Consider the following 24,266-nt stretch of genomic DNA (forward strand, 5'->3'; position numbering starts at 1 on the left):
CTTTGCACAGTGAAGATATAGTTAATGGAGAACAAACCCAATATATCATTAAAGATATAGAAAAAGGTAGCAGTGGATATACTACCTTAATTTTAAAAAATAAAAATCCATTTAAATATAAATTTTAAGCAAATTGAAAACAATGCGAAGGAGCGTTTTAAATGAAATTTAATATTTTTTCTATAATTAACAATTCAAATAAATTAACGTCGCAATTCAAAGAAATTTATGTTTTTAAAAATGACATATGGTTTATTATTTTTCATAATGAAAACTATATTACAAGGAGTTGTGAACCATGATAGTTATTAATATAATTATTTCTATCATAATAATTAATTTTATATTTTATTATGATGACAACGCTAGAAATCAGTATATTAAAATTTTATTATCATTAATGGCTAGTTTATTCATAGGATTTATAGTTAGTGAAAATTATAATACTACCTACAATAGTATTATATATACTATTCTATTATCTATATTGTATGCTACTGCTTATATAGATTTAAGAGAGAGGAAAATTTTAAACATAAGTATAATATTAATGAATATTTTAACTTTTATATATATAATAAATGATGTTATATATAAGCATGATATTGTATATAAACTGGCGATACTTCTAGTTGCATTTATAATTATGCGTTTGTTAAATAAATTCAAACAATTAGGCGAAGGTGATATACCAATATTGTTAAACTTAATATATATATTGAATTTAAATTTTATAATAGTAATTGGATTCGGAACTATATTAACTTTATTCTTGGCAATATATTATAAAATAAAAAAAATGCAATATAATGAGTTAGCATTTGTTCCAGGCTTGTTTATTGCAACATTGATATTTATAGGGTATAATTTTCCCTATAAATTATAAAAAATATATATTAAAATAATAAGGAGGAAAATATTTATGGCAAAAAGTATTGATGAAAAAATTGCTCAATGTAAAGAAATAATTGAGATTGAAAATGATAAGATGAAAAAATATTTAGAGCAAAAACGTAAGGAAGCTAAGGAGCTAGAAGAAAAAAACTCCAAAGAAGTTTATAAATTATTAAAATCGTTAGGAATAGATACAACTAAGGATATGGAAAAAGTGAAAAATGATTTACAAGTGCTTTATGGTTCAGATATAAAAGAAGAGAGTGAAAGTGGAAATAGTAATTCTTAAAATCAAATATAAAAAATAAAAAAAAAGTGTCCCCAGGGGATGCTTTTTTTTATTCTAAAATAACCTAAGTGACTAAATTCGTAAATTTATTTGCAAATCATAATTAAGTATAGTAAAATAATATTAAGGTAAATAAAGTAACTTTTGCAAGCATTGACAACGGATATCCACGATATCCACTGTCGCTATGTTAGGGTGAACCCTAAGACCCCGAAATTCGGGAAATCGCTACGCTCAAAATTTTTATTCATATTAGAATTGGTAGGTGTAAAGCATGACGGAAAGAAGTAAACCTAAAAGTGTAATAACTAGATTTAATAAAGTTGAGTTAATTAAATATCATGGATTAGTTAAGAAATCAAGATTGTCACAACAGGAGTACAATTTAAAATGCCTATTAGATAAAGATATATATGTCATAGATGGAATTTTAGATTTAGTATTTCAGATTCGTAAAATTGGTGTAAATATAAATCAAGCTGTCCATTTAGCAAATGAAAATCATGAAATTGATAAACATAAAATTGATAATTTAGATACACAGATAAAAGAGATATGGAATATGCTTAATTCATTTTTAATCTCAGTTAAGAAATAGGAGAGATATATATTATGGCAATTGTAAAACATAATGCAATACATAGCTCTTCCCATATTGAAAATGTAATTAAATATAATACTAAAGAAGAGAAAACAAATGATGGATTAATTACAGGTGTTAATTGTGATTTTAAAAAAGTAAAACAAGAATTTGAGTTAGCAAAAATATTACACGATAAGTCAGATTGTAAAATCATAGCACATCAATTTTTCCAAAGTTTTAAGTTAGGTGAAGTTGATGCTAAAACAGCAAATAGAATAGGTGTACGTTTAGTTGATAAAATTGCACCAGGGTATCAGGCATTAGTTGTTACTCATATTGATAAAGTACATATTCACAATCATATATTAATAAATAGTGTAAATATAGAAACTGGATATATGTATAGAGCAAATAAGGATAGTTTAAAATTTGTTAGAAGTGAAAGTGACAAATTGGCTCATGAATATGGATTGAGTGTTATTAAAGAAAAAAGTGGATTAAGGGGAATTGACCAATCTACCTATCATCTTGCAATAAAAGGACAATCGTGGAAAGTTAAAATGTTAAATTCCATTGACGAATCACTAGAATTTAGTAATAGTAAAAGTGATTTTATAAAATATATGAATAATCTTGGCTATGAAGTAAAATGGCAAAACGTTAATATATCTTTTAGAGATATTAACTTTCAAGATAAATTTATTAGAGCAAAAAGTTTGTCTAAACAATTTGGTGATCAATATAGTAAGGAGGGGATTGAGAATAGAATTAGAAAAGATAAGGAATATGAATCCAACAGAAACAGTAAAGGCATTTCAGGAAATGAAAGAAGTAATAAATCAAATGAATCAAACTCAAATGGAAATTTTGGAAACTTTAAAAATGATATTAGAAGAACAAAGAAACCAAAGGAAAGAAAAGGAGGAACAAACGAAAATGAGAGATACAATAAATGGACAAGAGAACATGAAAAAAACTTCAATGAAGCCACTTATTTAGATAGAGCATTTTACGATATAGGGACAGTTGCTAAAGCTATAGATAGAAGTTTGAATACAAATAGAAATAAGGATGAAGCCAAAAATGAAACATTTAAAATTCTTTTATTCATAGCTGCTATGGTTATTAATAGTGGACATAAATTAGTGAAAAGTAAAAAGAAAAAATATACAGTACAGAATGTAAATATTAAAAAAACTATTGGTAATATACAATACTTAGAATTAAAAAATTTACCAGGTGAAAATAAATACTTGAAAATTAATGTTAATGAATTAGAGAAAATAGATAATTTAAAAGTAAAATATTCAGGATACATAAAAGATGATTATATAATTATTATGATTAAAGAGAATGATTATAAAAATTCAATTATAGCTATAGGTAGAAATCATGAAAAACAATATGGAAATACATCTTATAAAAATTTAAAAGATGTATCAGAAAAAATTGAGTATAGAATAATTGATGAACAACTTGTTAAAGAACTTATAAGTAATGCAAATATCAAATTTTCATGTTTTAAAAATAAAGATGGTAAATTTAATATTGCTTTAAACATAAAAGATATAGATTCTTATAATAATTTTGTTAAAACATTAAAAGATAAAAACAAAAATATTTCTAGGTAGGTGATTAAATTGTCTAGGACAAAAGAAAAAATTGATGATTTTGGGGAAAAAATTGGAGGTGCAAGAAAAGATTATTATTCTAAAAATGGAATAAGTGTTAAGGAAATTGAAGATTTAAACCATAGACAAATTATAGAAAACTCAATAAAACCATATGTATTTAAAAAGCCTGATTATGAAAGATTAGTTAATGATGGAATAGATAAAACAGTTGTATATTTTTTAAAAAAGTTATATGATTCATTCCCTACAAAATTTACGGCAACTACAACTGACTTTGAATTTGATAAAAAGAGAGCAATAAATTATATTGAATTAGGTAATACTTGTAATTCGGTTTTTAAAGAAATCACTAGTATAAAAGATTTTGATAATATAAGGGATGCATTATTGGAAAATGGATTTATAATTAGAAGTTCCAATATGAGGTATAAATTTTCTAGTGAAAAATATTCATGTGACATATCAAAATTTTTTAATAATTTAAATATAAGTTCCTATGATATTAGTAAGGCTCAAAGTAAAATAAAAGAAATAAATTTTCCTTTTAAAGTTGAAGCATGGAGAAAAGGTTTTGTAATAAAAAACTATGGAGATTCATTTTCAATATGTAAAAAAACAAAATCATATTATTCTACTGTAAAGGATGGTTTTGTTTCAACTGCTGATGCAGAAAAATATTTAGTTGATGTAATTAAACCTGAAATTGAGAAAGATAGAAAGGAATCAAGAAAAGGAATTGAAGCACGTCCGCAATTAAAGCATATCAGAAGGATTGGAGAAGATTATAGAAATTCTAAAGAAATAAGCACAGAAGAATTTATGAGGATGTTTAATTTTAGAGGAGGAGAGTTTGGAAATTGGAATACTCAAAGTGACAGACAACAAAATTTGAATCTTGCTTATGATTCATTATTAGATTTGGCAAAGCAATTAAAAATTTCACCTAAAGGAATTTCTTTAGATAAAACACTATCTATTGCATTTGGAAGTCGAGGTGCAGGAAATAATTCAGCACATTATGAACCTGGGGCTTTAGTTATTAATCTAACGAAAATGAGGGGGGCGGGAAGTCTAGCTCATGAATGGGGTCATGCATTAGATGACTATTATTCACGACTAAGTGGAAATTCAAAAATGAATAGTTTCATGTCAGATGGAGTAAATGAAAATAGTTCAAAAGTACCACATATTGCAAAAACATTCAATGAATTAATGAATCAACTAAAACAAAAATATTTGAATGAAGATGAGATTATAGAAAAGTATACAGAAAGAATTTCTGAATATCAAAATGATATTAAAGAAAAAATTATAGATAAATTAAAAAATAGATATAATATTGATGCACAAAAATTTTATGGAATAATGAATAAAGATGCTGAAATTAGAAAAAGGTCATTTAATGAGTTAGAAAATCAATTAAAAAATACTGTTCAAGATAATATTGTAACATACTATGGAAATGTATTTAATCGTTCTGATGTGGGAATAAATATATGCTTAAATAAAATAATAAACGCTAAAGAATTAATAGGAAAAGAAATTGATGATACAAAGTATTTTAAAAATGCTAAGTTACTCGATTCAACTCGAAGCAAAGAATACTTTACAAATAACAAAGAGCTTTTCGCAAGAGCCTTTGAATCCTATATTGAATACAACATAAAAAAAGAAAATAAAAAAAGTGACTATTTGGTTTATGGTACTGGAACATCTCCATTATATGTTGCAAATATAAGAGAACAGAAATTAATATTTGATAAGATGGATGAATTCATTAATCAAATTGAAGAGCTTGGTAAAGATGAAATTATAGTTAATAATTTTGAAATCGTAGAAGATACTTACGATAATAAAGATTATAGAGAGGTAAAACAACAAGATGTTGAAGTAGAAAAAATAAATAGTTCTGTTGATGATATTGCAAATAGTGAAGATGGTTTTAGATATTCAAATGAAGAAAGTATTAATGTAGTTATACCTAATAAAAATGGACAATTTGATTTAGTTAAATTTAATACAGATGAAAAGTTTTTATTGGTACAAAGGGGAATTAAAAAACAAGACCTTATTGAATATATTAAAAACGATTCTGAACTTGATATTAAAAAAAATACTAATGATTTCTTATTTGAAAATGCAAACAATTATAATAACAGTACTAATATTAATCTTATCAATCTTAATAAGAATACATTGATTTCAACTACGGATGATAAGATGCTTGTTGAGAAGGTATCAAATGATATAGATAGTTTTAATATATACACGTATGACACATCTAATAAGCTAATTGATGTTAATGGGACAGTCTCTGTTGATAATTTAGATTCTATTATTTTAGATTCTTCTGTAATTGAAATTTCAAAAGCGTCAAAGGATTTTGTGAATAATAACAAAATCGTTTCAAAAGAATTTTTAGATGTAAAAAAGGAAATTGATAAATTTAAAGATGAATCAAGTTTTGAAATTCAATTTAAGGATAAAATTTGTCAGGTAGATAAATTAGAAAATGAAAATGTTTATAAACTTAAAAGTTTAACATCAAATGACGAAGCTCAATATTTAAAAGAAGGTGAATTAATAAACAAACTGATAGAAGAGAAGCCAATTGAAATAAGGCAGGACTATATGAAAGTAATTGAGAGAGAAATTGCAGATGAAACAGATAGATTTGATTCATTACTTAATGAGTTAAACAAAGCAGATTCATTTTCTTTGAAAAATGATAATATGGATAAACATGTTTTAGTTACTCCAAGTTTAAAAGAACAAGGAAGCTATCAAATTACTTACATGTATGCCAATGAACCAATAAGTGATGCAACTTTAAATAATAAATCTGCGGTTGCCTTAAGGCTTGCCGAAGAAGGATTTAGTGAAAAGGATATTAGAGAGATGATAAAAATTGAAGATTTAAAAATTGAAAATATTAAAAATATAGAAGATATTAAAGTTCCATTGAAAAATATTGATTTTGATGAATTAAAAGCGAAGGCTAATGGAGCTATACAAGTTATAAGGGTTAAAAATGAAAACATGAAATCAATAAAAAATTTGAAACAAGATTATTGTACTTATCCTAATAAGGATTATATAAGTGTAGTTGTTTCCAAAGCTGAAAAGAATAAGGCACTTGTAGCATTGGGACTTAAAAATGAAGAAATAGGAAAAATACAATATACAACTTTTAAACAACTTCAAGGTATAAACAAATATATATTAATGTCGAAGGAAGAGTATGCTACGTTCAAAGATAAATGCCCTGATGTTGAGTATAGTGCATTTATTAAGAAGGAAGCTATTAACGTTGTTATAAAAGAAAATGACCTTAAAACGGCATTGGAAGCTATAAAAAGAGATAAGCAAGAAACTTTAGGAAATACATTATTTAAGGAGATAAAAGAGAATGGTATTCCTGTATATAGAAAATATGAAAGGAAAATAGGTAGTAACATAATGAAAGAGCTTATGGATAAAGAAATAAAATTTAGTGCTTTGTTCAAAGGTGAAAAATATATTAGTATATCCTTTGATAAATCTAGCGAAAAAGCTTTTGACAAAATTTCAGAAAAAGTAAAAATGGATTTTAATAAAACAAAGCAAACTGAAAGATAATAAAAGATGTCCCCAGGGGATACAAATTGAAAGTTGAAAGGAGTAAACATGATATATAAATCATTGAATTTTAGGGACAAAGGTTTTGCAAAAGAAATATACGATAATGGTATAAAAAAAAGTAGTATGCTTATTGATTCAATATTTAATGAATATATTGTTATGGAAGAAGAAAAAGATTTTGATAACTTAATATATAGAAAAAAGATTTTGTATAAAGGGATTAATAATACAATCGAATACAAATTTGAAGATATTGGAGAAGACGAAAAACAAGAAATAGTTAATATATATGCTGATAATTTTAAAACAATAGATGTTAAAAATGAAAGTTTTTCAAAAGTATCTAATGTATTAATGTTTGTAGAGAATATGTATCACATTGACTTGTTGCCATTAGACATTGAGGAAAAAAATACAAATGTAATTTCAGTAGTATTAAATGAAAAATTTTTCAAAGCCAATTTTTTTATAGACAGTAAATACATAAGGGTAACATATAATAAAGATTTTCCCGAGTTTTTAAGTATATTTGAAAGAAATAGTCAGATTATTAATTTGGAATAGGTAGGTGATTATGTTGTGTTTGATTTAGATAAATTGGTCGAAATTAAATGTGAGGATATTTGTAGTAGATATGGTGTACAACTTAAAAAGGTTGGTAATAGGCTATGGGGGAAAATCCGAGATGAAAGAACAGATTCCTTTTCAATTGATTTAAGAAAAAATCGTTGGAGTGATTTTGGAGACAATACAGGTGGAAATTCAATAAATCTAATTGAGCAACTTGAAGGAATCAGTAATAAGGATGCTATTAATAGAATAGCATCTTTATACGGTATTTCCAGTGAAAAGGGTACTGATATTAATATACTTACAAATGCACAATATAGAGAAATTGGTATATATCCTGAAAAGGCAACAGCAAATTTTGATATAGATTTAAGGAAACATTCGATAGAAAAAGCAAATGCTTGGTATGAAAAGTATGGTATTCATGTCAGTGAACTAGCTAAAAAATATCCTAAAGTTTATAACAGATTATTATATAGTATATCGCTGCCAAGAATTGAGGAGCTAAGAGATATATATTTTCGTAGAATTGAAAAAATAAAAGAATACGAACCATGTATTGAAAAAACTTTATACTCTTCATTTACGAAAGATACTGAAAAGGATATTAATAGACAAGTTGATTTATTGAAAAGAGCATTACTAGGGAAAAATAGTATTGATAAGTTGAGAGTTAACTATGAAAATGACTTACAAAATAAAGACGTTGGAAACATTGGCAATACAAATTATAGGGAACTAAAAAAATCCGGAGAATTACAATATCTTTTATTAGAAAAAAAACTCGCCAATTTTATGATTAATAAAATGGACAATGAAGGAATAAAAGTAAGTGCATTTAATAAGTTTAATAATGTTAACATTGCATTTAGTAAGGATGATTTAGTGAAAGTTAAAAAAATTGAAGATAAGGTAAGACAAGAATTTAAAGAAATCAAAAATGTTCAACAAAGATAATATATTTTATGAACAATAATAATTATAAGAAGATAAATAAAATGCGTATATAAACAGGTGCATATTTTTTTTGTTTTCTTTGTGTGTTACAATATCAAACACAAATAAGTATGAAAATGTGTTACAAAAATTGTATATAGTTAAAAAGGGTTGGTGATGTAAGTGTTAAGGGTTAATAGAAATAAAGTACAAGTCAAAAAAAAGGATATTATTTTACCACTTACTATATTTATTTTAGTAATAGTAGGAGACACCTTAATTATATTAAATTATTCAAAAATTATAATGACGCATCCAAACATCAAAATTATGGATGCTATAAATTTATTAACTCAAAATTCTAAAAATGGTAAAGAGTTTGTAAATATTAAGTTCTCTAAAAGCTTGTTTGACGTATATTTAGCAACTCAAAAAAAATTACTTATGTTTTATACGGCACTGTTAATGCTAGTACTTGGAAATATGTTCAAAATGAAATCGGATTTTAAAGGTATAGAACATGGTTCGGCACGTTGGGCTAATGAGAAAGAAATTAAGAGACTTCATCAACCTAAAGATAGTTTTGTATTAGCTGATAACCTTTATTTAGACCCAAAAGATGAAAAAAATAAAAATTCAAATGAATTATTAGTTGGTGGTTCAGGTCAAGGTAAATCATATAAGAAAGTAAAACCTGATGTTTTACAAATGGTAGGCTCGTATATAATAACTGACCCAAAGGGAGAGTTATATAGGGATTTAGCTAAAGTATTAAAGAAAAATGGTTATGCAGTTAAAGTTCTTAATATTTTAGACCCAAAATACTCAAATGGATATAATCCGTTTAAATATATAAACAAAGATAAAATCGAATCTGATGTGCTTGTTTTGGTAAATGTATTCATGAAAAATACTACAGATTCAAAGAAATCAGGGGGCGATCAATTTTGGGATGATGCTATGAAAGCTCTTTTAACAGCTATATTTTTATATTTAACTTTGGAAGAAAATGAGGAGAAAAATTTTGAAAGGGTTTTTCAACTAGTGAGGAAAGTTGTTGTTGATGAAGAAACAGGAGAAATTGACCCTAAAAGGTCAGAATTAGAAAGAATTTTTAAACACATAGAGCAGACAAATCCATATCATCCAGGACTACAAGCCTATGAAGAATTTAAATTAGGAGCAGGAAAAACAGCTAAGAGTATTTTAATTTCTTTATCTGTAAGGATGAATATATGGATTAGTCAAGATATATGTAATATGACATATGAGGATGAATTAGAGATTGAATCATTAGGAACTAAAAAAATAGCAATATTTCTTATAACACCTGATATTAATGACACGTTTAATGTACTAGCATCAATGTTTTATACTCAATGCTTTATGATTTCGTTTTATGAAGCTGATTATCACCATAATGGAAGATTGCCATTAATGTTAAGTTTTGAAGCAGATGAATTTGCTAACATAGGGGAAATACCCAATTTCAAAACAATAATTACAACTTGTAGAAGTAGAAATATTAGAATTATGCCAGTTATACAATCTTTCTCACAACTTGAGAATATGTATAAAGATAGTTGGAAGACAATTCTTGGGGGATGTAACGTAATAAATTATATTGGTTCTATTGAGGACGATACACACAAATATATATCAAATAAATTAGGGAAGGCAACAGTTTATTTAGAAACGCAAGGAGATTCACGAAGTAGTAAATCATCTTCATCAAGCAAAAATGGTACATGGATAGCGAGAGATTTAATGTCACAACAGGAAGTTTCAACAATGAGTGATGAAAACTGCATACTTTTTATAGGTGGTATGTATCCTATAATTGCTAAAAAATTTCAAACTGAAAACCATCCTATGATAAAGGATGTAGGGAGTTCATTTCCTGATGGAATTAAAAATAACACTTATATTGAAAAAGAATATAGAGAAATTGCTAAAGCAAGACAAGCTAGAGCTATGGAAAGAAGGCTAGTAAAAGAAGAAATACTAAAGCAAAACAATATATTAAAAAAACAATTTGCAAATCTTAAAGATGATGAATTAGCAAAGGATTTTGATGAAAAATTTTCAAATTAATATATTGTTATTGATTGTAAGGGGGGTGATAGTAAAAAGAAAATAATGCCAAACACATTGAAATGTGTTACGAAATGTGTTACTATTTTATTAGGGAGGTTCAATTTATGGATGAAGAAAAAAAAACAATTAGTGATGTTATGGTTTTTTTATCTAGTCATGCTGTTAAGTTAGCGTATAAAGTTATTCCAGGGCTGTTGAAAAGGCATAATAAATCATTAGAGAAAAAAGCTGAAAAATTAGAAAATAAAAAACAAGCTTTGGAGGAAAATAAAAAGCTCAATAGTAGAAATAGTGAATTAAGAAATCGTATTAAAGAATTGAAAGGTGATATTTTATCTTTAAAATCTTTTAATAAAGATAAAATCTTAAAGCAATTTAAGGACTTAGTTGCAGAAGATAAGGAAATAGAAAATAAATCAAACGGTATATTCAAAAATAAAGAAGAGATTCAAAACACTTTAAATAAACAGAAAAATTATATAAACGAAATGATAAATAATTATGAAATAAATGCAAGAGAATCAAGCAAGTTGAACAATCAGGAAATTAATATGGAAAATACAGAAGCATTAAGCAGACGATTCCAGGAATATGAGAGCAATATAAAAATGATGGTTAGTGAGTATGAGAGCAACTTGAATTACTTAAAGGAAATGGACATTGATTTAGGAGAAAAAATTGATTTTAATAAAATACTTAATGAAACAAAAAATCAATGGAAAAATGATACTCGTAATAGAGAATTTTCACCTGAATTTACATTTGATGTTGTTAGCGAAATAGAAAAATTAAAAAAGGAAAATATCTTGATACACCTTGAAAGAAAAAGGAAAGAGGATTTAATAAAGGACTTGAAGATTGAAAAACAAATCCTAAATAATCCAAAAGTTAAAAATCTATCAAGTGAACAAAAAAAAGTATTCGCAATTATCAATAAGGAGGGAATGACATTTAAGCAACTAGCAAGTAATGATGAAATAAAAAAAATGTTTACTCCTTCAAAAACGACTGTTCAACTAGGTAAATATGATTTAAATATAGTGAAACAGTATTTTGATAAAAATAATAATTTTAATTTAGATAATTTCAATAAATCCTTAATTGATAAATTTTCATCTGTTGAAAGGCAAAAGGAGGAATCTAAATTAGTTACAAATAGATTGAAAAGTTTATATGATAATAAAATAGTTAGTAAAAGTGGTCAAAATTATTCACTTACAAATGAAGGGTTAGAGAAATTAAAAAATGTTAGCACTGAATTTGAATTTACTTCTTATGATGCAAATGTAATCCATGGGTATATATCTAAATCAAGTGGTAACTTAACAAAAGAAAATTTAAAAGGGTTATTGGATAAAGAGTACAAAAATACAAAGGAAAGTGATAAGCAATATAAATATCTTATGAATAGATTAGAGAATAATGTCAAAGGTGGATATGTTACAAAAAAAGTAGCTAATGGAATAGAAAGTTATTCCTTTACGGATAAAGGAATGGAAACTAGAGAATCCGTATTAAAACCTGTTGAGTATAAATTGAAAAGAGAATTGAACTCTTTATCCGAATCAAATCTTATTAAAATTAGTGAAAAAAAGTTTGTTTCTAATTTAGATACATCTGAAATAAAAAATGAAAAAGTTAATGATTTAAGCACAAAAGAAATAGATGTTGATAAATATGATTTTACTAATAAAGTGAATCCAAATTATATTGCTGTTGAAAAGGTTAGTAATGACCAAACACATCCTGATAGATTTGAGTTTAAAGGAACTGTTGATGATATAAAATTCTTTGATGATAAAGTAGATATATCGGTTGGAGAAATCAAAAATCTAAGCAATGAACAATCAGGAAAAGGAGAAAAGGTATTAGAACAGTTTATTGAATTAAAAAATAAGGGTTACTTGAATTATAAAAATTCTGATGATTTTCCTAGTAGTAAATTTGAGATAACAAATGAAGGTAAAAAATTCATGAAAGAAGCTAATTTTAGTAATATAGAAAAAACTGAAAATAAAGAGATAAAGAAATCTCAAAAAGTAAAAACAGTAGGAATGGAGAGATAACTTATGTTTAAATTTATATCAAATCTTTTTATGGGGAATAAAAACCAACAAAAACGTAATTTGAAGTTAAAACAGAATTCATTAAATGAAGATTTAAAAGAAAGACACTCTCAAAGGGTTGAAAAATTTGAGGAGCTAACAGAGCTTAAAGCGATCGTAGAAGAAAATAGGAATTTGCTTGAAGAAAATGCCAGGTTAGATGAGGAAATAACACAGCTAGAGATTGAAATTAGAGAACTGATATACCCAAAATCAAATAAAAAATTGCAAGTTTCAATATAGCAAATGGTTATGGGAGGATTTTATGGAGGATAGGGAAGTTAAAGAAAATATTATATATGAGCCTTTTACTAATTTAAATGAACAAGAGTTATTTGAAAAGCATCTTAAAAATGATATTGAAAAAAATTTAGAAAATGACAGCATTGATATAAGCAAAGATGAAGAAGAATTAATTACGGAAAATAATAAATTCTTAAAAAACATTGATGTAAGGTCGAAAGAATTACTTACAAAATTTAATTAGAGGGCTATATATATTTACATATATATAAATGCTAAATTTATTAGGAGGATTTAATTATGACAAAATTTTTGGACAAACTAACACTGGGAGAAGGGAATATAAATAAAATTGTTAAATCAAGGTTTTTTGGCAGAGCTTTAACAGTTCTTCAAATAGTATTCTTTACATCTGTATGTGCAACTTCCGTTGGATTAGCATCAGCAGACTTTTCAACTTTGACAACATTAATTGTTACCTGGACAACTAGAGTTGGTGGAGTTGTTGCTTTTGTTGGGGCTATAATGTTTGCACTTGGTTGGAGAAATGACGACCCAGGTGAAATGATAAAAGGTGCAAAAACTTGTATTGCAGGAATAATGATTGTAGCTATTTCACAAGGTTCAGGAGCTTGGCTGTCTTAATATTCTTTATAATAAGTCCTAAAAAATTAGGACTTATTATAAAAAAAGGGGGAGATTTTTATTGAAAAAATATTTAATCAAGTATAAAAATGTATGTGCTTTCTTTTGTGCATTCTTAATAGTGTTCTCACTTTCGTGTAAGGTTGCATATGCAATAGATTTACCTGACCCTACAGGTATTTTAAATAGCCTGGGTAATTTAGGGAACTCCATAGGTGGTAATTTTACCAATTTAGGAAATAGTATAGGTGGTGGATTTACTAATATGGTTAATGGTATTCAAGGAGTAGGAAATAGTATAAATGGGTTGGTAGGAGATATTTCAACTGGATTTGCTAATCTTGGTAATTCCATAGCTAATATACCGACTACAATAGAAAACTTACCAGGGAAAATAGGGGATGCGGTCGGAAATTCAGTAGGAACTGCATTTACAAATGCTATAAATAACACAATATTAAATCCAATAGGTAGGGTAGTTGAAAGTGACTTAACAACTAAAATTAATGCTGTAGATGCAGATATGCAAGCATTCCAAATGTTGTTATCACAGGAGGATTTAAGTGGTTCTCAATTTGGGTTTGCACAAACACTTTGGTCTTCAATGAAACCAATCGGATATAGTTTAGTTAGCTTATTCTTTATAATATCATTTTGTAAAAAGACAATTTATTTTGAAATGATGAATGACTTAGAAGTATATAAACAGTTAGTTAAATTGATTTTTGCTAAAAGTGCAGTTGATTATTCTTATACAATATTAACAGCTATAGTAAGCGTTAATAGAGGAATTGTAAACACAATATTTGGGGTATTAAAAATGGCTGATAAAAGCCAAATGATTCAATACATTAATAGTAACAGCAGTACAGATGTTATTCAATTGATTGGTAATTGTCTTAAAAGTACAGTGTTAATGACAAGTTTAGGAATTTGTTTGATAATATGTATGGTAATAGTTGTAATAAGACAAATTGAATTAGCTGTTTTAGCTGTTGTATCACCTATGTTTTTCGCCACGTTAGCAGGAGATTCAACAAGCGATATTTTCAAATCTTTTATTAAGAATTTTGTCGCAGTTACGGTACAGACTATTTGGATAGCGGTTGGTCTTGCTTTTCTGAAAAATTCGTATTTAACATCTATAACAGTTGGAAGTGACGGTTTGCTTAGTGGGTCAGGAATATTTGGTTTTACAAATTTCATTGTTGGGATAGTTGCATTAACAGTCTATTGCGTACAAGCTCCTGCATCTGTTAGAAATTCTTTAGGCGGTTCTGGTGGCGGTGGATTCAATATATCTAGTTTAGCAATAGTAGCATCATTTGTATAAATTTGAGGAGGTTATAACTGTATGAGAGCTAAGATACCTAGAGACATTACAATATATAAACCTAAAATAATTGCAGGGTTTAATTTAAGGCAAATAGTAATTATAGCAATTGTTTTGGTTATTACAATACCTTTATATATAGTTTGCAGAAAGACATTGGGGGATAATACAACTGGATGGGTTATTATGTTAATAGCACTCCCACTTTTGTTATTTGGTTGGTATGAGCCACAAGGTATGTCTTTTGAAAGGTATTTATTTTCCATAGTTTGGACATATGTAACTCCGAGAGTAAGATATTTTAAAATTGAGGACGAAATGGTGGGTGAAAACAATGTTTCTAAAAAAAGAGGACAGAAGCGATAGTAAAAAAATCGAATTTAAAAATGAAAATGATTCTGATAGTGATTCAAAAACTAGACTTCAAAAAATCAAAATACCACATAGCGTACAAGATACAATACCATTTGAGGAGTTGTATTCAAATGGTATGTATAAAGTAGAAGATGGATTATATTCTATAATGCTAAAATTCAGTAATATAAATTATAGATTATCAAGAGAAGATGAACAGAAGCGTAAATATAAATTATATTCTGCTGTTTTAAATTCCCTTGCACCTGATATTCACTATCAAGAATTAATTATGAATAGGACTATAGAAGGTGAAACATATAGGAACTGTTTGCTACCTAAAGACAATAAATATAAAGAACTACCGATACACAAAGATTATATTAAGGTACAGGAATACTTTATAGATGAAAGTTATAATGCTACATCTGATAAGAAAACATATATAGCTTTATCATATAGGGTTAAATCTAAAGCTGAAAGTGCTTACCAAATTTTAAAAAAATCGTATAAAAATATAGCTATAGCATTAAAAAAATTAGATTCAAATTGCATAATGTTAAAACCATTAGAATCTTTGGAGATTTTATATAATTATTACAATCCATTAAAGAGTAAAGAAGATAAATTTGTATTACCTAAAAATATTTATTCTATTGGAAGAAAAGTAAAAGACTATATAGCACCTTCTAGTTTTAAGTTTAAAACTAGCTTAATCGAAATGGGTACAGCATATACAAGAATTTTTTTCGTAAAAGACTACCCTGAAACTTTAGATGATGTATTCATAAGTGATTTAATGGATAATTCATATGATATTTGTGTTACTAAACATGTTGACCATATTGAAAAAGGCAGTGCATTACAATTTCTTAAGAAAAAAAGAACTACACTTGAAGGTCAAAGGCAGGACAGAAAAAAGAAAAATAAAAGAGAAGGTATGGATTATATTCCACTTGAATTACAAGATGCAATAGATGAAACAAATGAAATGTTGGAAAAATTAAAAAGTGACCAGGATTATTTTTTAGTGGGTTTTTATATTTCTATATCGGCTGATTCAATGGAAAGGTTAGATGATATTAGCAGGGATATTAATACTATATGTAGACAGCATATGGTAATCCTTGATGTTGTGACACACAGACAAGAACAAGCCCTTGCTAGTATGCTTCCACTTGGAAATGATAAGGTCAATGTATCAAGGAGAATGACAACAGATGCAGCAGCCATTTTATTACCTTTTAATGCACAGAATATATTTGACGAAACTGGTTTTTATTATGGCAGAAATTCTTTTACAAATTCAATGGTTGTTATTGATAGGAAAAAACTTAAAAATGGTAATGGATTCATATTAGGAGTTCCAGGAGCAGGAAAATCGTTAAAATCTAAAAGAGAGATAATAGATGTATTGGAATTAACGAATGATGATGTTATTATTATTGACCCCGAAAGAGAATTTAATATAGTATGTGAAAAATATAATGGCGAATTAATAAAAATATCTGCAAATACCAATACACATATGAATCCAATGGATATTAGTATGGATTATGCTGATGATGATGACCCAATTCAAGCAAAATCCGACTTTATACTTTCAATAGTTGAAACTATAAAGGGTGAACTTAGTGCAACTGAAAAAACAATTGTTGATAGATGTGTTAGGTTATCATATAAAAAATTTATTGATTCAGGATGGAATCAGGAATATATACCTACATTCGTTGATTTCTATGAAATTTTAAAGATACAAAATGAAATACAAGCTAAAGATATAACACTAGCATTAGAACTATACGTAATTGGCTCACTTAATACTTTCTCACATAAATCAAATGTCTCTCTTACAAATAGACTTACAGTTTTAGACACAAAAGATTTAGGTAAAAATTTGAAAAAAGTAGGACTCTTAATAGTTCTTGATAGTGTTTGGAATATACTTTGTGCAAATAAAGAAAAAGGTAAGAATACTTGGGTTATAACAGATGAATTTTACCTATATTTTGACGATAGAGACAACAAAGAATCTTATTCAGCAGAATATTATTATCAAATTTATAAAAGGGCTAGAAAATATGGAGGATTAATAACTGGTATAACACAAAATGTTGAAGATTTATTACAATCACCTAAAGCAAGAACAATGCTTGCTAATTCTCAATTCATTGTTCTTCTCGATCAAGCACCAACGGATAGAGCTGTAGTAAAGAAACTGCTAAATTTAAGTGAAACACAAGAAAATTTTATAACAAATGCAGAACAAGGATGTGGATTGCTTGTTGTTGGTAAGGATATAATTCCTTTTGAAGATGAATACCCTAAAGGAAATGAAGTATATAAAGCAATAACAACAAAAATTGATGAAATTAGAGAATATAAATTACAGGAAGAAGCTCTTAATAAGAATAAAAAAGTTTAATAAAAAGGAGAAACAATATGAATAGTGTTTGTTTTACTGGTAGAGTTGCTAATGATTTAATACTAAAATTGGCAGATGAAAAAAAAGTTATAAATTTTTCACTTGCTGTTGAAAGAAAAGGAGTTAGAGACAAATTCAACAAAAAAATTGCTGATTTTATTCCTTGTGAAATATGGGGTGCTAAAGCAGAAGCTTTATTAAAACATTCAGGCAAAGGTAAACTTTTAAGTGTGAAAGGAGAATTACATTTAAATCCGTATATCAAAGATAATGTAAAAAAAATAAAAACGACTGTAATAGTTAATGAAACTGATATTTTACAATGGAATGAATCTAATGAAGATGATATACCGTATCCAGGAAAAGGTTAATTAAGGGGGGGATTTTCTTGTTTAAAAAACTTGAAAAAAAACTAGAAATAAATGTTGATTTACTTTTAGATAGAGATATTAAAGAACAGTTTGAATATTTAAGGTATATAGTAGAAAAAAACTATAAAATTGATTATATAACCTCATTCATAAAGTCTAATGAAAAATATACATTTTTGGGCGGAAGCGAGAATATAAAAGAAGAAACTGCTAATAGTTCATATATTGATATGCCAATATTAAGATACAACAAAAATTCTTTACTTGATTCTAAAGTAAGAAACATTAAAGCAAGATTTTCCATACCTTTAAAGATTGGCGAAACTGAATATTTAATAATAATGGAATCCAAAAACTATAAAATTTTATATGGGAATGAAAAAAATATATACAAACAAATTTTTGATTTCAAAAATGCACTTATTGAGTTAAAAAAAAATGATGCTTAGCTATCACTTTTTCTGTGATAACTAAACATTTCTAAATTACTTAGGACAAGTTCATTAAATTCTCTAATTGGTATTCGTAAATTTCCTGATACTTTTATACATGGAATTTTATTATATTCATATATGTAGCGGTATATGCTTTTTAGAGAAATACGTATGTTATGTTTAGATAATATAGTAATTAGTTCTATTGGTTTATAGAATTGCTTGTCAAAAGAATATATTAATAGCTCTATATCCAAGCTTTTATTTTGAATATATTCTGCAAGTGAATTTATATCATAAATATAACGAGTTTTATTTTTCCTTATGTATGTTAGGCTATTATTTTTTCTTAATGTAGATAATTGATAATCATTAATATTTAATATACTTTTAACTTGTTTTGCTGTTAGATTTATAGAAAAAGTGTCGTTATTAGGTATTAGTCGTTTTGAAAAAGAGCTATTTTCCTTTTCAAAATCAAACAAAAAATTACTTACTTTACATTCTAAAAAATATTCATCTATATTTATTTTATAAGCACCATTCTTATTATTTTTTAACATTTTCAAATTCGGATAGAGGGAGTATTGACTAACATCCAAAATTTTAGTTAGTTGAGATACATTTACTTTAAACATGTGAAATTCTCCTGTCAAATATATTTTACTATTAACATTATATATTACTTTTTTTACAATGAAAATAGCATCATATTGCATTGTAAGTATAATTTGACATTAATTGCTTGACTAAATTCGTATACTTATTTATAATTACTGTAGTATCAAAGGGATTGGAGGTTTAAAATGAATGTTATTATAGCAGTAAATGAAAGAAGCATTGAGAAGTATGTTACAACAATGAAAGAATGTAATGTAATTAAGGTGGTGAAGAATAACAAAACATTAATTCAAGATATATTAGAATTAAATCCTCATATTTTATTAATATCAAATTCTTTACCTGGTAAAGCTTCAATAGAAGATATTATCTTAGAAATTAGAAGCAAACATCCAAGTACAAGAATTGCATTTTTATATGGGGCTGATGACCCATTAAGAAAAAGATTTACTAATATTTTAATAGAAAATCAAATTTTTGATTTTCACGTAGGTGTGATTGATGAAGACACAATAAATGCACTTATATTACAACCTAAAACTATAGATGATGTATCTATGGAAGATTTAAGCATAGACGAACAAAAAAAGGCACAAAAACAATTAGAAGCAAGACATGAATATCTTAAGCAATTAATGGAGCATTTAGAAAAGGAAGTTTACGAAAAAAAAGCAAAAGAAATGTCCCCAGGGGACACATCTATTGAGCGAGTTTTTAATGAGGATACAAACATTAAGGATGTAGTAAATAAAGTTATTTCAGTTGAGGAAAAGATAAAGATAGAAGAAGAAATAGAAGAAAAGTTAATAAAACAAGTACCAGTTAAAGAACTTGAAGTACAGATTATAGAAAGAGTAGAAGAGATAGAAACAGTTAAAGAAGTTATAAAGGTAAAGGTTGAGAAGGAAACAATTATAAAAACTAAAGTTATAAAAAAACAAATTTATTCAGTAATTTCACTTTACAATTCAACCATTAAAGATTTATTTGTAGCGAATTTTTCACATCAACTTGCAGGAACTATAAATCAAGATATTTTATTAATTGACTTTGAAACACCTTTTCCAAGTCTTGACCATCATTTTAATATTGACAAAAGTATTTATATTAACGACTTGCATAGTTCAAAACAGCTAACTGGAATATCAGGATGTTTGAGTGCTTTGAAAAAGAATATATTAAATGCACAAACATTTAATGAGTTTACTAAAAAAATAAAAGGATATGATAATTTACACATTTTAACTGGACTTTATGATATAGATGAATTTGATAGGACAGAGAGTGAGGATATAGATAAAATAATAGAATTTGCTTGTGAAAAATATGATACTGTTATCATTTCATTAAATTCATTCTTTGCAAATGTATTTACGTATTCAGGTCTTACTAATTCAGATAAAGTTATTTTAATTACTGAACCTACTTATGTTAATGCAAGAGCAGATATTTCACTTATAAATGAACTTACTACCTTTCATAATCAAGATATTAATAAGTTCAATATTGTAATGTGGGGAAATTTAATGGATAACGACAAGATAAATAAATTGTTTGAAAATTATACTGTGCTAGGAAAAATTAAAGATAATTCACATTATTTAAATTCCTTATTAAATAAAGAAATATTAACAAAAAAAATAACATTTAAAAAAGAAACAGATGGATACTTAGACATAATTAATAAATTAGGGTATGTACCTAATAAAAGTCTTTTTAAAAATTTGCCTTTTTTTAAGAGGAAGTAACCTTGGATATTGACAAAATATCAATTATAAAAGCTCTTGATTTAATATGGGAAGGTCATAATGTTTACTGTATATTTAATGAAAAAATAAAAATGTTCAACATATTAAATGCTAATCCTATATTAATAATCTTTCAAAATGAAATATATAAAGGAGAATGGTATTTAATATCGTAATTGGCTACAAAATAAATATGAAATATCGAGAGGAGGAACTATTTTGGGCGTAATTTCAATAAGAGAAAAATCTTATGAGAAAACAAAAGAAAAGGCTAAGAAAATACAAAGTAATGGAAACACTCTATTTGAAATTGTTGATGAAATTGTCCAATATCTATTAAAAGAAAAAAGCAAATTAATAATAGATATTCAGAAGGAGTTAATAAAAAGGAAAGAGCTTGATGATATAGTCGCAGAGTATATAAAAGCAAAAAATATTGTTATTGATGGAATTGATAGTTATGAAAAAATAATAGATTCTGTTAATGATTATTTATGGGGTTATTCCGTTATAAATAAATATATTGATGATGATTTAGAAGTATCTGATATTGCAATAAAAGGAACTAATGATACTTGGATTAAAAAGAATGGAATAAGGACTAAGACGGATATAGTTTTTCCATCTATACAAAGTATTATAAATTTTGCATATTCAATTGCAATTAAAAATGGAGGTAATTTATCAAAAAGGGATGCAGTAATTGTTATTGGAGATTATACATCTTCCAAATACTACTTTTTGAGAATTGATATTGCCATATCACCAGTAAATGTAATTAGTCCCCATATAATAATAAGAAAAATACCCAAATATATAATTAAACCTGATATGGATAAGTTAGAGTATTTAAAAATGTTTAATAGCGAAATGAAAAATTATCTTATTAAAGCATTCACAAAGGGTAAAAATATACTTATTGTTGGGCAGGGTGCAAGTGGAAAAACAACATTATTAAATGCAGGGATCGAGCATATACCTGAAAGTTTATCAAAGCTTGGTATTCAAGAAATAATGGAATTATCAAGTGGAAAAGGTAATTGGATATGGGAAACGGTCGTTAAAAAAAGTGGTGAGGGTGACATTGAATACACATTACAAGATTTAGCGACAAATGGATTATTAATTGATATAGATTGGTTTTTAATTGGAGAATCAAAGGGTGCTGAATCAATGGCTTTATTTGATGCTACATTTACTGGTCATAAAGTTGCTCTTACAGCACATGCTCCAAGTTCAAAACAAGGAATAGAAAAAGTAATATTAAATATGAAAAAAAGTGGAACGGATTATAAAAGGGAAGATTTATTAAGGATGCTTTCAAACTTAGATATAGTAATATTTACGAAAAAATTTAAAGTTTGTGAAATAACAGAATGTGTAGGTTATGACGAAAAAGCAAATAATTTAAAATATAATCCAGTATTCAAATTTAATATTGAAAGAGATGATGAACTTGGTATAGATGGTTATTTTGAAAAATTAAATGAAAGTTGCAAAATCTAAATAGTGAGGTTATAAAACAATGGTTGCTACTTTATTAAATATATTAATATTTGTTTGTATACTTGGATTGTCTTATGTTATTTGTTATTATTTCTTAAAAAAAAATATAGATATATCAAAATATCTCAATAAAGAAGACATAAGCTATGAAATGAAAAAGATAAAAGATTATTACAAATATAACAATAAAAGGGACAATAAGTTAACTGTTTTTATAAGGGACACAATAAAAAGAGCTAACATAAGAAATAAATTTATTAATCCAAGTATTATTATATTTGTATCAATTATCATTTCAGGTATATCTTTTATATTTTTATTCCAAATTTTAATTTTCATACAAGCTTTAATTTTATCACTTTTCATTTTTACAATGCCATGTACTATTATCTATTTCATATCAGAAATAGTTGGTTCTAAGACCAATAAGTCTATAATTGATTTTCTTAATTTATTAGATAATCATTTAGAAATAAAAGATGATATTAACTTTGCTATTAAAAATTGTACTACATTTGAGCTAGAACCTTTAACTACTTACTGTAAAGACTATGACTTTGACACTTCATATGGGGACACACCAATGGTTGCATTAAATAAATTTTCTAACAAAGTAGATAACGAACAACTAAAAAATTTATTTAAAAGGTTAATTAATTGTAATAAAAATTCAGGAAAGTATAAATTAGTTGTAAAGAGATTCAAAGAAAATTATTTGGATTTATACGATAAAATGTTGGACAGAAGAAAGGATGCTACAAAAAGCAGATTTTTTATAATAATTATGATAGTTTCAATTGTTATTGTAATTCTTCTGTTAATTGTAAGTAACAATAACTTACAATATTTATTAATGACTACAAAGGTTGGACAAACCTTAGTAACATTTTTGATGATTTCTTTGATTGTTACTTTTTTTATTGCTATAGATGTTGGAAGATTTAAATTTTAATAAAGGAGAATAAAGAATGAGGTTTATATTATATTATTCATCCCTTTTGTCATTAATAGTTATAGCATATTTAATTGCTAACCACTTGTTGAATGTTGTAAATAAAGATATTAAGGAAGCAAGAGGGGAACTTGATAAAAAAGAAATTAAAAAATCCAGGGCGAGTTTTTATAAGAGTTTTGATTCAAAATTAAGAAAAAATGAGAGAGTTAATTCAATGTTTTCTAGGATTGATGATAAGTTAATTAGACTTGGAAATCCAATACATTTAAATTCATTTTATTATTTATTAATAAAAATTTTGCTTCTTATCTTGGGGATTGTATATGTAAAAAACTTTTTTAGTACAGTAAGTGTTCTGTTAAGTATATTACTTTTCTTTTATATAGATATTGTTAATTACAGTAAGAATATAAAAGATGAAAAACTAATGAGATTGGATTTTCCTGAAATATACAATGCCTTAGAAATTGATACTTATGCAGAAATACCTTTTGATAAAAGTATAGTAGAGTGTTATGACGTAATTAAAAATCAAAGGTTAAAAAAAGCTTTTTCAGATTTATCAGCGGAAGTTATTACAAAGAAAGATATTGGCTCAGCTCTTAATAATTTAAAAAGCAAGTTTAATAATACAATAGAAATTAATAGTTTTGCTTTAACAATAGAGCAAGGATTACAAACAGGAGCTATGAGAGAAATGCTTGGAAATCAACGCAGGGTATTAACTAAAAGTTTTTTAAATTCTAAAGATATCGAAACCACTACTAAAAATATGAAAGTTACTATTGCGGTTTTATTATTATTAATTAGTGCAAGTTCAATTATTGTTTATAGTTTCGCTACTAAAATCTTCAGTAGCCTAAATTTTTTATTAAAATAGCTTACTAATATTAATTAAAATA

The 24,266-nt window shown here is 26.2% G+C and carries 23 protein-coding genes; 22 read left to right on the forward strand and 1 reads right to left on the reverse strand.

All coding sequences use genetic code 11. The annotated features are described in order from the left end of the window. The first annotated feature begins 298 nt into the window (after window positions 1-298). The 17 genes from BR66_RS23955 to BR66_RS0114325 all read left to right on the forward strand — a co-directional run bounded on the left by BR66_RS23955 (window position 299) and on the right by BR66_RS0114325 (window position 18,549). Window positions 299-886: a hypothetical protein gene (locus tag BR66_RS23955; RefSeq protein WP_035796327.1), complete on the forward strand. Its 588-nt coding sequence runs from the start codon at window positions 299-301 to the stop codon at window positions 884-886. Window positions 887-922: 36 nt separating this feature from the next. Next, window positions 923-1,183 (forward strand): hypothetical protein, encoded by a 261-nt coding sequence (locus tag BR66_RS0114250; RefSeq protein WP_026883520.1) that lies wholly within the window; start codon window positions 923-925, stop codon window positions 1,181-1,183. A gap of 274 nt (window positions 1,184-1,457) precedes the next feature. Further along, on the forward strand, window positions 1,458-1,781 hold the full coding sequence (mobC, locus tag BR66_RS0114255; RefSeq protein WP_026883521.1) for a plasmid mobilization relaxosome protein MobC: 324 nt from the start codon (window positions 1,458-1,460) through the stop codon (window positions 1,779-1,781). 14 nt (window positions 1,782-1,795) lie between these two features. Then, complete coding sequence (locus BR66_RS24895) at window positions 1,796-3,397, forward strand: relaxase/mobilization nuclease domain-containing protein (RefSeq protein ID WP_051624253.1); 1,602 nt, start codon at window positions 1,796-1,798, stop codon at window positions 3,395-3,397. Between the two features lie 9 nt (window positions 3,398-3,406). After that, complete coding sequence (locus BR66_RS0114265; protein ID WP_026883522.1) at window positions 3,407-7,018, forward strand: LPD1 domain-containing protein; 3,612 nt, start codon at window positions 3,407-3,409, stop codon at window positions 7,016-7,018. Between the two features lie 48 nt (window positions 7,019-7,066). Then, on the forward strand, window positions 7,067-7,585 hold the full coding sequence (locus BR66_RS0114270) for a hypothetical protein (RefSeq protein ID WP_026883523.1): 519 nt from the start codon (window positions 7,067-7,069) through the stop codon (window positions 7,583-7,585). A gap of 15 nt (window positions 7,586-7,600) precedes the next feature. Continuing rightward, the gene (locus BR66_RS0114275) at window positions 7,601-8,548 is read left to right on the forward strand and encodes a CHC2 zinc finger domain-containing protein (protein ID WP_026883524.1); all 948 of its coding nucleotides are present in this window, start codon (window positions 7,601-7,603) and stop codon (window positions 8,546-8,548) included. Window positions 8,549-8,710: 162 nt separating this feature from the next. Continuing rightward, window positions 8,711-10,621: a VirD4-like conjugal transfer protein, CD1115 family gene (locus BR66_RS23965; protein ID WP_026883525.1), complete on the forward strand. Its 1,911-nt coding sequence runs from the start codon at window positions 8,711-8,713 to the stop codon at window positions 10,619-10,621. A 107-nt stretch (window positions 10,622-10,728) separates the two neighbouring features. Continuing rightward, window positions 10,729-12,690: a V-type ATP synthase subunit I domain-containing protein gene (locus tag BR66_RS0114285; RefSeq protein WP_026883526.1), complete on the forward strand. Its 1,962-nt coding sequence runs from the start codon at window positions 10,729-10,731 to the stop codon at window positions 12,688-12,690. A 3-nt stretch (window positions 12,691-12,693) separates the two neighbouring features. Continuing rightward, window positions 12,694-12,972 (forward strand): hypothetical protein, encoded by a 279-nt coding sequence (locus tag BR66_RS0114290; RefSeq protein ID WP_026883527.1) that lies wholly within the window; start codon window positions 12,694-12,696, stop codon window positions 12,970-12,972. Window positions 12,973-12,994: 22 nt separating this feature from the next. Next, a complete protein-coding gene (locus BR66_RS0114295; protein WP_026883528.1) occupies window positions 12,995-13,216 on the forward strand; it encodes a hypothetical protein in 222 nt (73 codons plus the stop codon). Window positions 13,217-13,272: 56 nt separating this feature from the next. Next, a complete protein-coding gene (locus tag BR66_RS23970) occupies window positions 13,273-13,617 on the forward strand; it encodes a hypothetical protein (protein ID WP_035796331.1) in 345 nt (114 codons plus the stop codon). A 61-nt stretch (window positions 13,618-13,678) separates the two neighbouring features. Further along, window positions 13,679-14,950, forward strand: a complete 1,272-nt coding sequence (locus BR66_RS0114305; RefSeq protein ID WP_026883529.1) for a VirB6/TrbL-like conjugal transfer protein, CD1112 family — start codon at window positions 13,679-13,681, stop codon at window positions 14,948-14,950. A gap of 21 nt (window positions 14,951-14,971) precedes the next feature. Continuing rightward, window positions 14,972-15,316: a PrgI family protein gene (locus BR66_RS0114310; RefSeq protein WP_026883530.1), complete on the forward strand. Its 345-nt coding sequence runs from the start codon at window positions 14,972-14,974 to the stop codon at window positions 15,314-15,316. Next, window positions 15,285-17,729, forward strand: coding sequence for a VirB4-like conjugal transfer ATPase, CD1110 family (locus tag BR66_RS0114315; protein WP_051624254.1), 2,445 nt, complete (start codon window positions 15,285-15,287; stop codon window positions 17,727-17,729). Before BR66_RS0114310 ends, BR66_RS0114315 begins: the two co-directional genes overlap by 32 nt. A gap of 17 nt (window positions 17,730-17,746) precedes the next feature. Beyond that, window positions 17,747-18,100 (forward strand): single-stranded DNA-binding protein, encoded by a 354-nt coding sequence (locus BR66_RS0114320; protein WP_026883532.1) that lies wholly within the window; start codon window positions 17,747-17,749, stop codon window positions 18,098-18,100. Between the two features lie 17 nt (window positions 18,101-18,117). Then, complete coding sequence (locus BR66_RS0114325; RefSeq protein WP_026883533.1) at window positions 18,118-18,549, forward strand: hypothetical protein; 432 nt, start codon at window positions 18,118-18,120, stop codon at window positions 18,547-18,549. Here the strand turns inward: BR66_RS0114325 and BR66_RS0114330 are convergent. Then, entirely contained in the window at window positions 18,546-19,172 is a 627-nt protein-coding gene (locus BR66_RS0114330; RefSeq protein ID WP_026883534.1) for a hypothetical protein, read from the reverse strand. The two genes, BR66_RS0114325 and BR66_RS0114330, sit on opposite strands and share 4 nt — an antisense overlap. Window positions 19,173-19,340: 168 nt before the next feature. Between BR66_RS0114330 and BR66_RS0114335 the strand changes: the two genes are divergently transcribed. Genes BR66_RS0114335 through BR66_RS0114355 form a run of 5 tightly spaced genes read left to right on the forward strand, consistent with a single transcriptional unit; the run spans window position 19,341 to window position 24,244 of the window. Next, window positions 19,341-20,903: a P-loop NTPase family protein gene (locus BR66_RS0114335; RefSeq protein WP_026883535.1), complete on the forward strand. Its 1,563-nt coding sequence runs from the start codon at window positions 19,341-19,343 to the stop codon at window positions 20,901-20,903. 2 nt (window positions 20,904-20,905) lie between these two features. After that, window positions 20,906-21,079: a hypothetical protein gene (locus BR66_RS25740; protein WP_156946295.1), complete on the forward strand. Its 174-nt coding sequence runs from the start codon at window positions 20,906-20,908 to the stop codon at window positions 21,077-21,079. 43 nt (window positions 21,080-21,122) lie between these two features. Beyond that, window positions 21,123-22,409: an ATPase, T2SS/T4P/T4SS family gene (locus BR66_RS0114345; RefSeq protein ID WP_026883536.1), complete on the forward strand. Its 1,287-nt coding sequence runs from the start codon at window positions 21,123-21,125 to the stop codon at window positions 22,407-22,409. 19 nt (window positions 22,410-22,428) lie between these two features. Further along, window positions 22,429-23,361 carry a hypothetical protein gene (locus BR66_RS0114350; protein WP_026883537.1) on the forward strand — a complete coding sequence of 311 codons (933 nt, stop codon included), beginning with the start codon at window positions 22,429-22,431 and terminating at the stop codon, window positions 23,359-23,361. A 16-nt stretch (window positions 23,362-23,377) separates the two neighbouring features. Further along, on the forward strand, window positions 23,378-24,244 hold the full coding sequence (locus tag BR66_RS0114355; protein ID WP_026883538.1) for a hypothetical protein: 867 nt from the start codon (window positions 23,378-23,380) through the stop codon (window positions 24,242-24,244). Window positions 24,245-24,266: the final 22 nt, after the last annotated feature.

The sequence above is a fragment of the Clostridium akagii DSM 12554 genome (genome assembly GCF_000686725.1).
GTDB lineage: Bacteria > Bacillota > Clostridia > Clostridiales > Clostridiaceae > Clostridium_I > Clostridium_I akagii.

What these genes read in the sequence shown, in the direction of transcription:
- BR66_RS23955 (WP_035796327.1), top strand. Translation starts at nt 299, where the DNA reads ATGATAGTTATTAATATAATTATTTCTATCATAATAATTAATTTTATA.
- BR66_RS0114250 (WP_026883520.1), top strand. Translation starts at nt 923, where the DNA reads ATGGCAAAAAGTATTGATGAAAAAATTGCTCAATGTAAAGAAATAATT.
- mobC (WP_026883521.1), top strand. Translation starts at nt 1,458, where the DNA reads ATGACGGAAAGAAGTAAACCTAAAAGTGTAATAACTAGATTTAATAAA.
- BR66_RS24895 (WP_051624253.1), top strand. Translation starts at nt 1,796, where the DNA reads ATGGCAATTGTAAAACATAATGCAATACATAGCTCTTCCCATATTGAA.
- BR66_RS0114270 (WP_026883523.1), top strand. Translation starts at nt 7,067, where the DNA reads ATGATATATAAATCATTGAATTTTAGGGACAAAGGTTTTGCAAAAGAA.
- BR66_RS0114285 (WP_026883526.1), top strand. Translation starts at nt 10,729, where the DNA reads ATGGATGAAGAAAAAAAAACAATTAGTGATGTTATGGTTTTTTTATCT.
- BR66_RS0114290 (WP_026883527.1), top strand. Translation starts at nt 12,694, where the DNA reads ATGTTTAAATTTATATCAAATCTTTTTATGGGGAATAAAAACCAACAA.
- BR66_RS0114295 (WP_026883528.1), top strand. Translation starts at nt 12,995, where the DNA reads ATGGAGGATAGGGAAGTTAAAGAAAATATTATATATGAGCCTTTTACT.
- BR66_RS23970 (WP_035796331.1), top strand. Translation starts at nt 13,273, where the DNA reads ATGACAAAATTTTTGGACAAACTAACACTGGGAGAAGGGAATATAAAT.
- BR66_RS0114310 (WP_026883530.1), top strand. Translation starts at nt 14,972, where the DNA reads ATGAGAGCTAAGATACCTAGAGACATTACAATATATAAACCTAAAATA.
- BR66_RS0114315 (WP_051624254.1), top strand. Translation starts at nt 15,285, where the DNA reads ATGTTTCTAAAAAAAGAGGACAGAAGCGATAGTAAAAAAATCGAATTT.
- BR66_RS0114320 (WP_026883532.1), top strand. Translation starts at nt 17,747, where the DNA reads ATGAATAGTGTTTGTTTTACTGGTAGAGTTGCTAATGATTTAATACTA.
- BR66_RS0114330 (WP_026883534.1), bottom strand. Translation starts at nt 19,172, where the DNA reads ATGTTTAAAGTAAATGTATCTCAACTAACTAAAATTTTGGATGTTAGT.
- BR66_RS0114335 (WP_026883535.1), top strand. Translation starts at nt 19,341, where the DNA reads ATGAATGTTATTATAGCAGTAAATGAAAGAAGCATTGAGAAGTATGTT.
- BR66_RS0114350 (WP_026883537.1), top strand. Translation starts at nt 22,429, where the DNA reads ATGGTTGCTACTTTATTAAATATATTAATATTTGTTTGTATACTTGGA.
- BR66_RS0114355 (WP_026883538.1), top strand. Translation starts at nt 23,378, where the DNA reads ATGAGGTTTATATTATATTATTCATCCCTTTTGTCATTAATAGTTATA.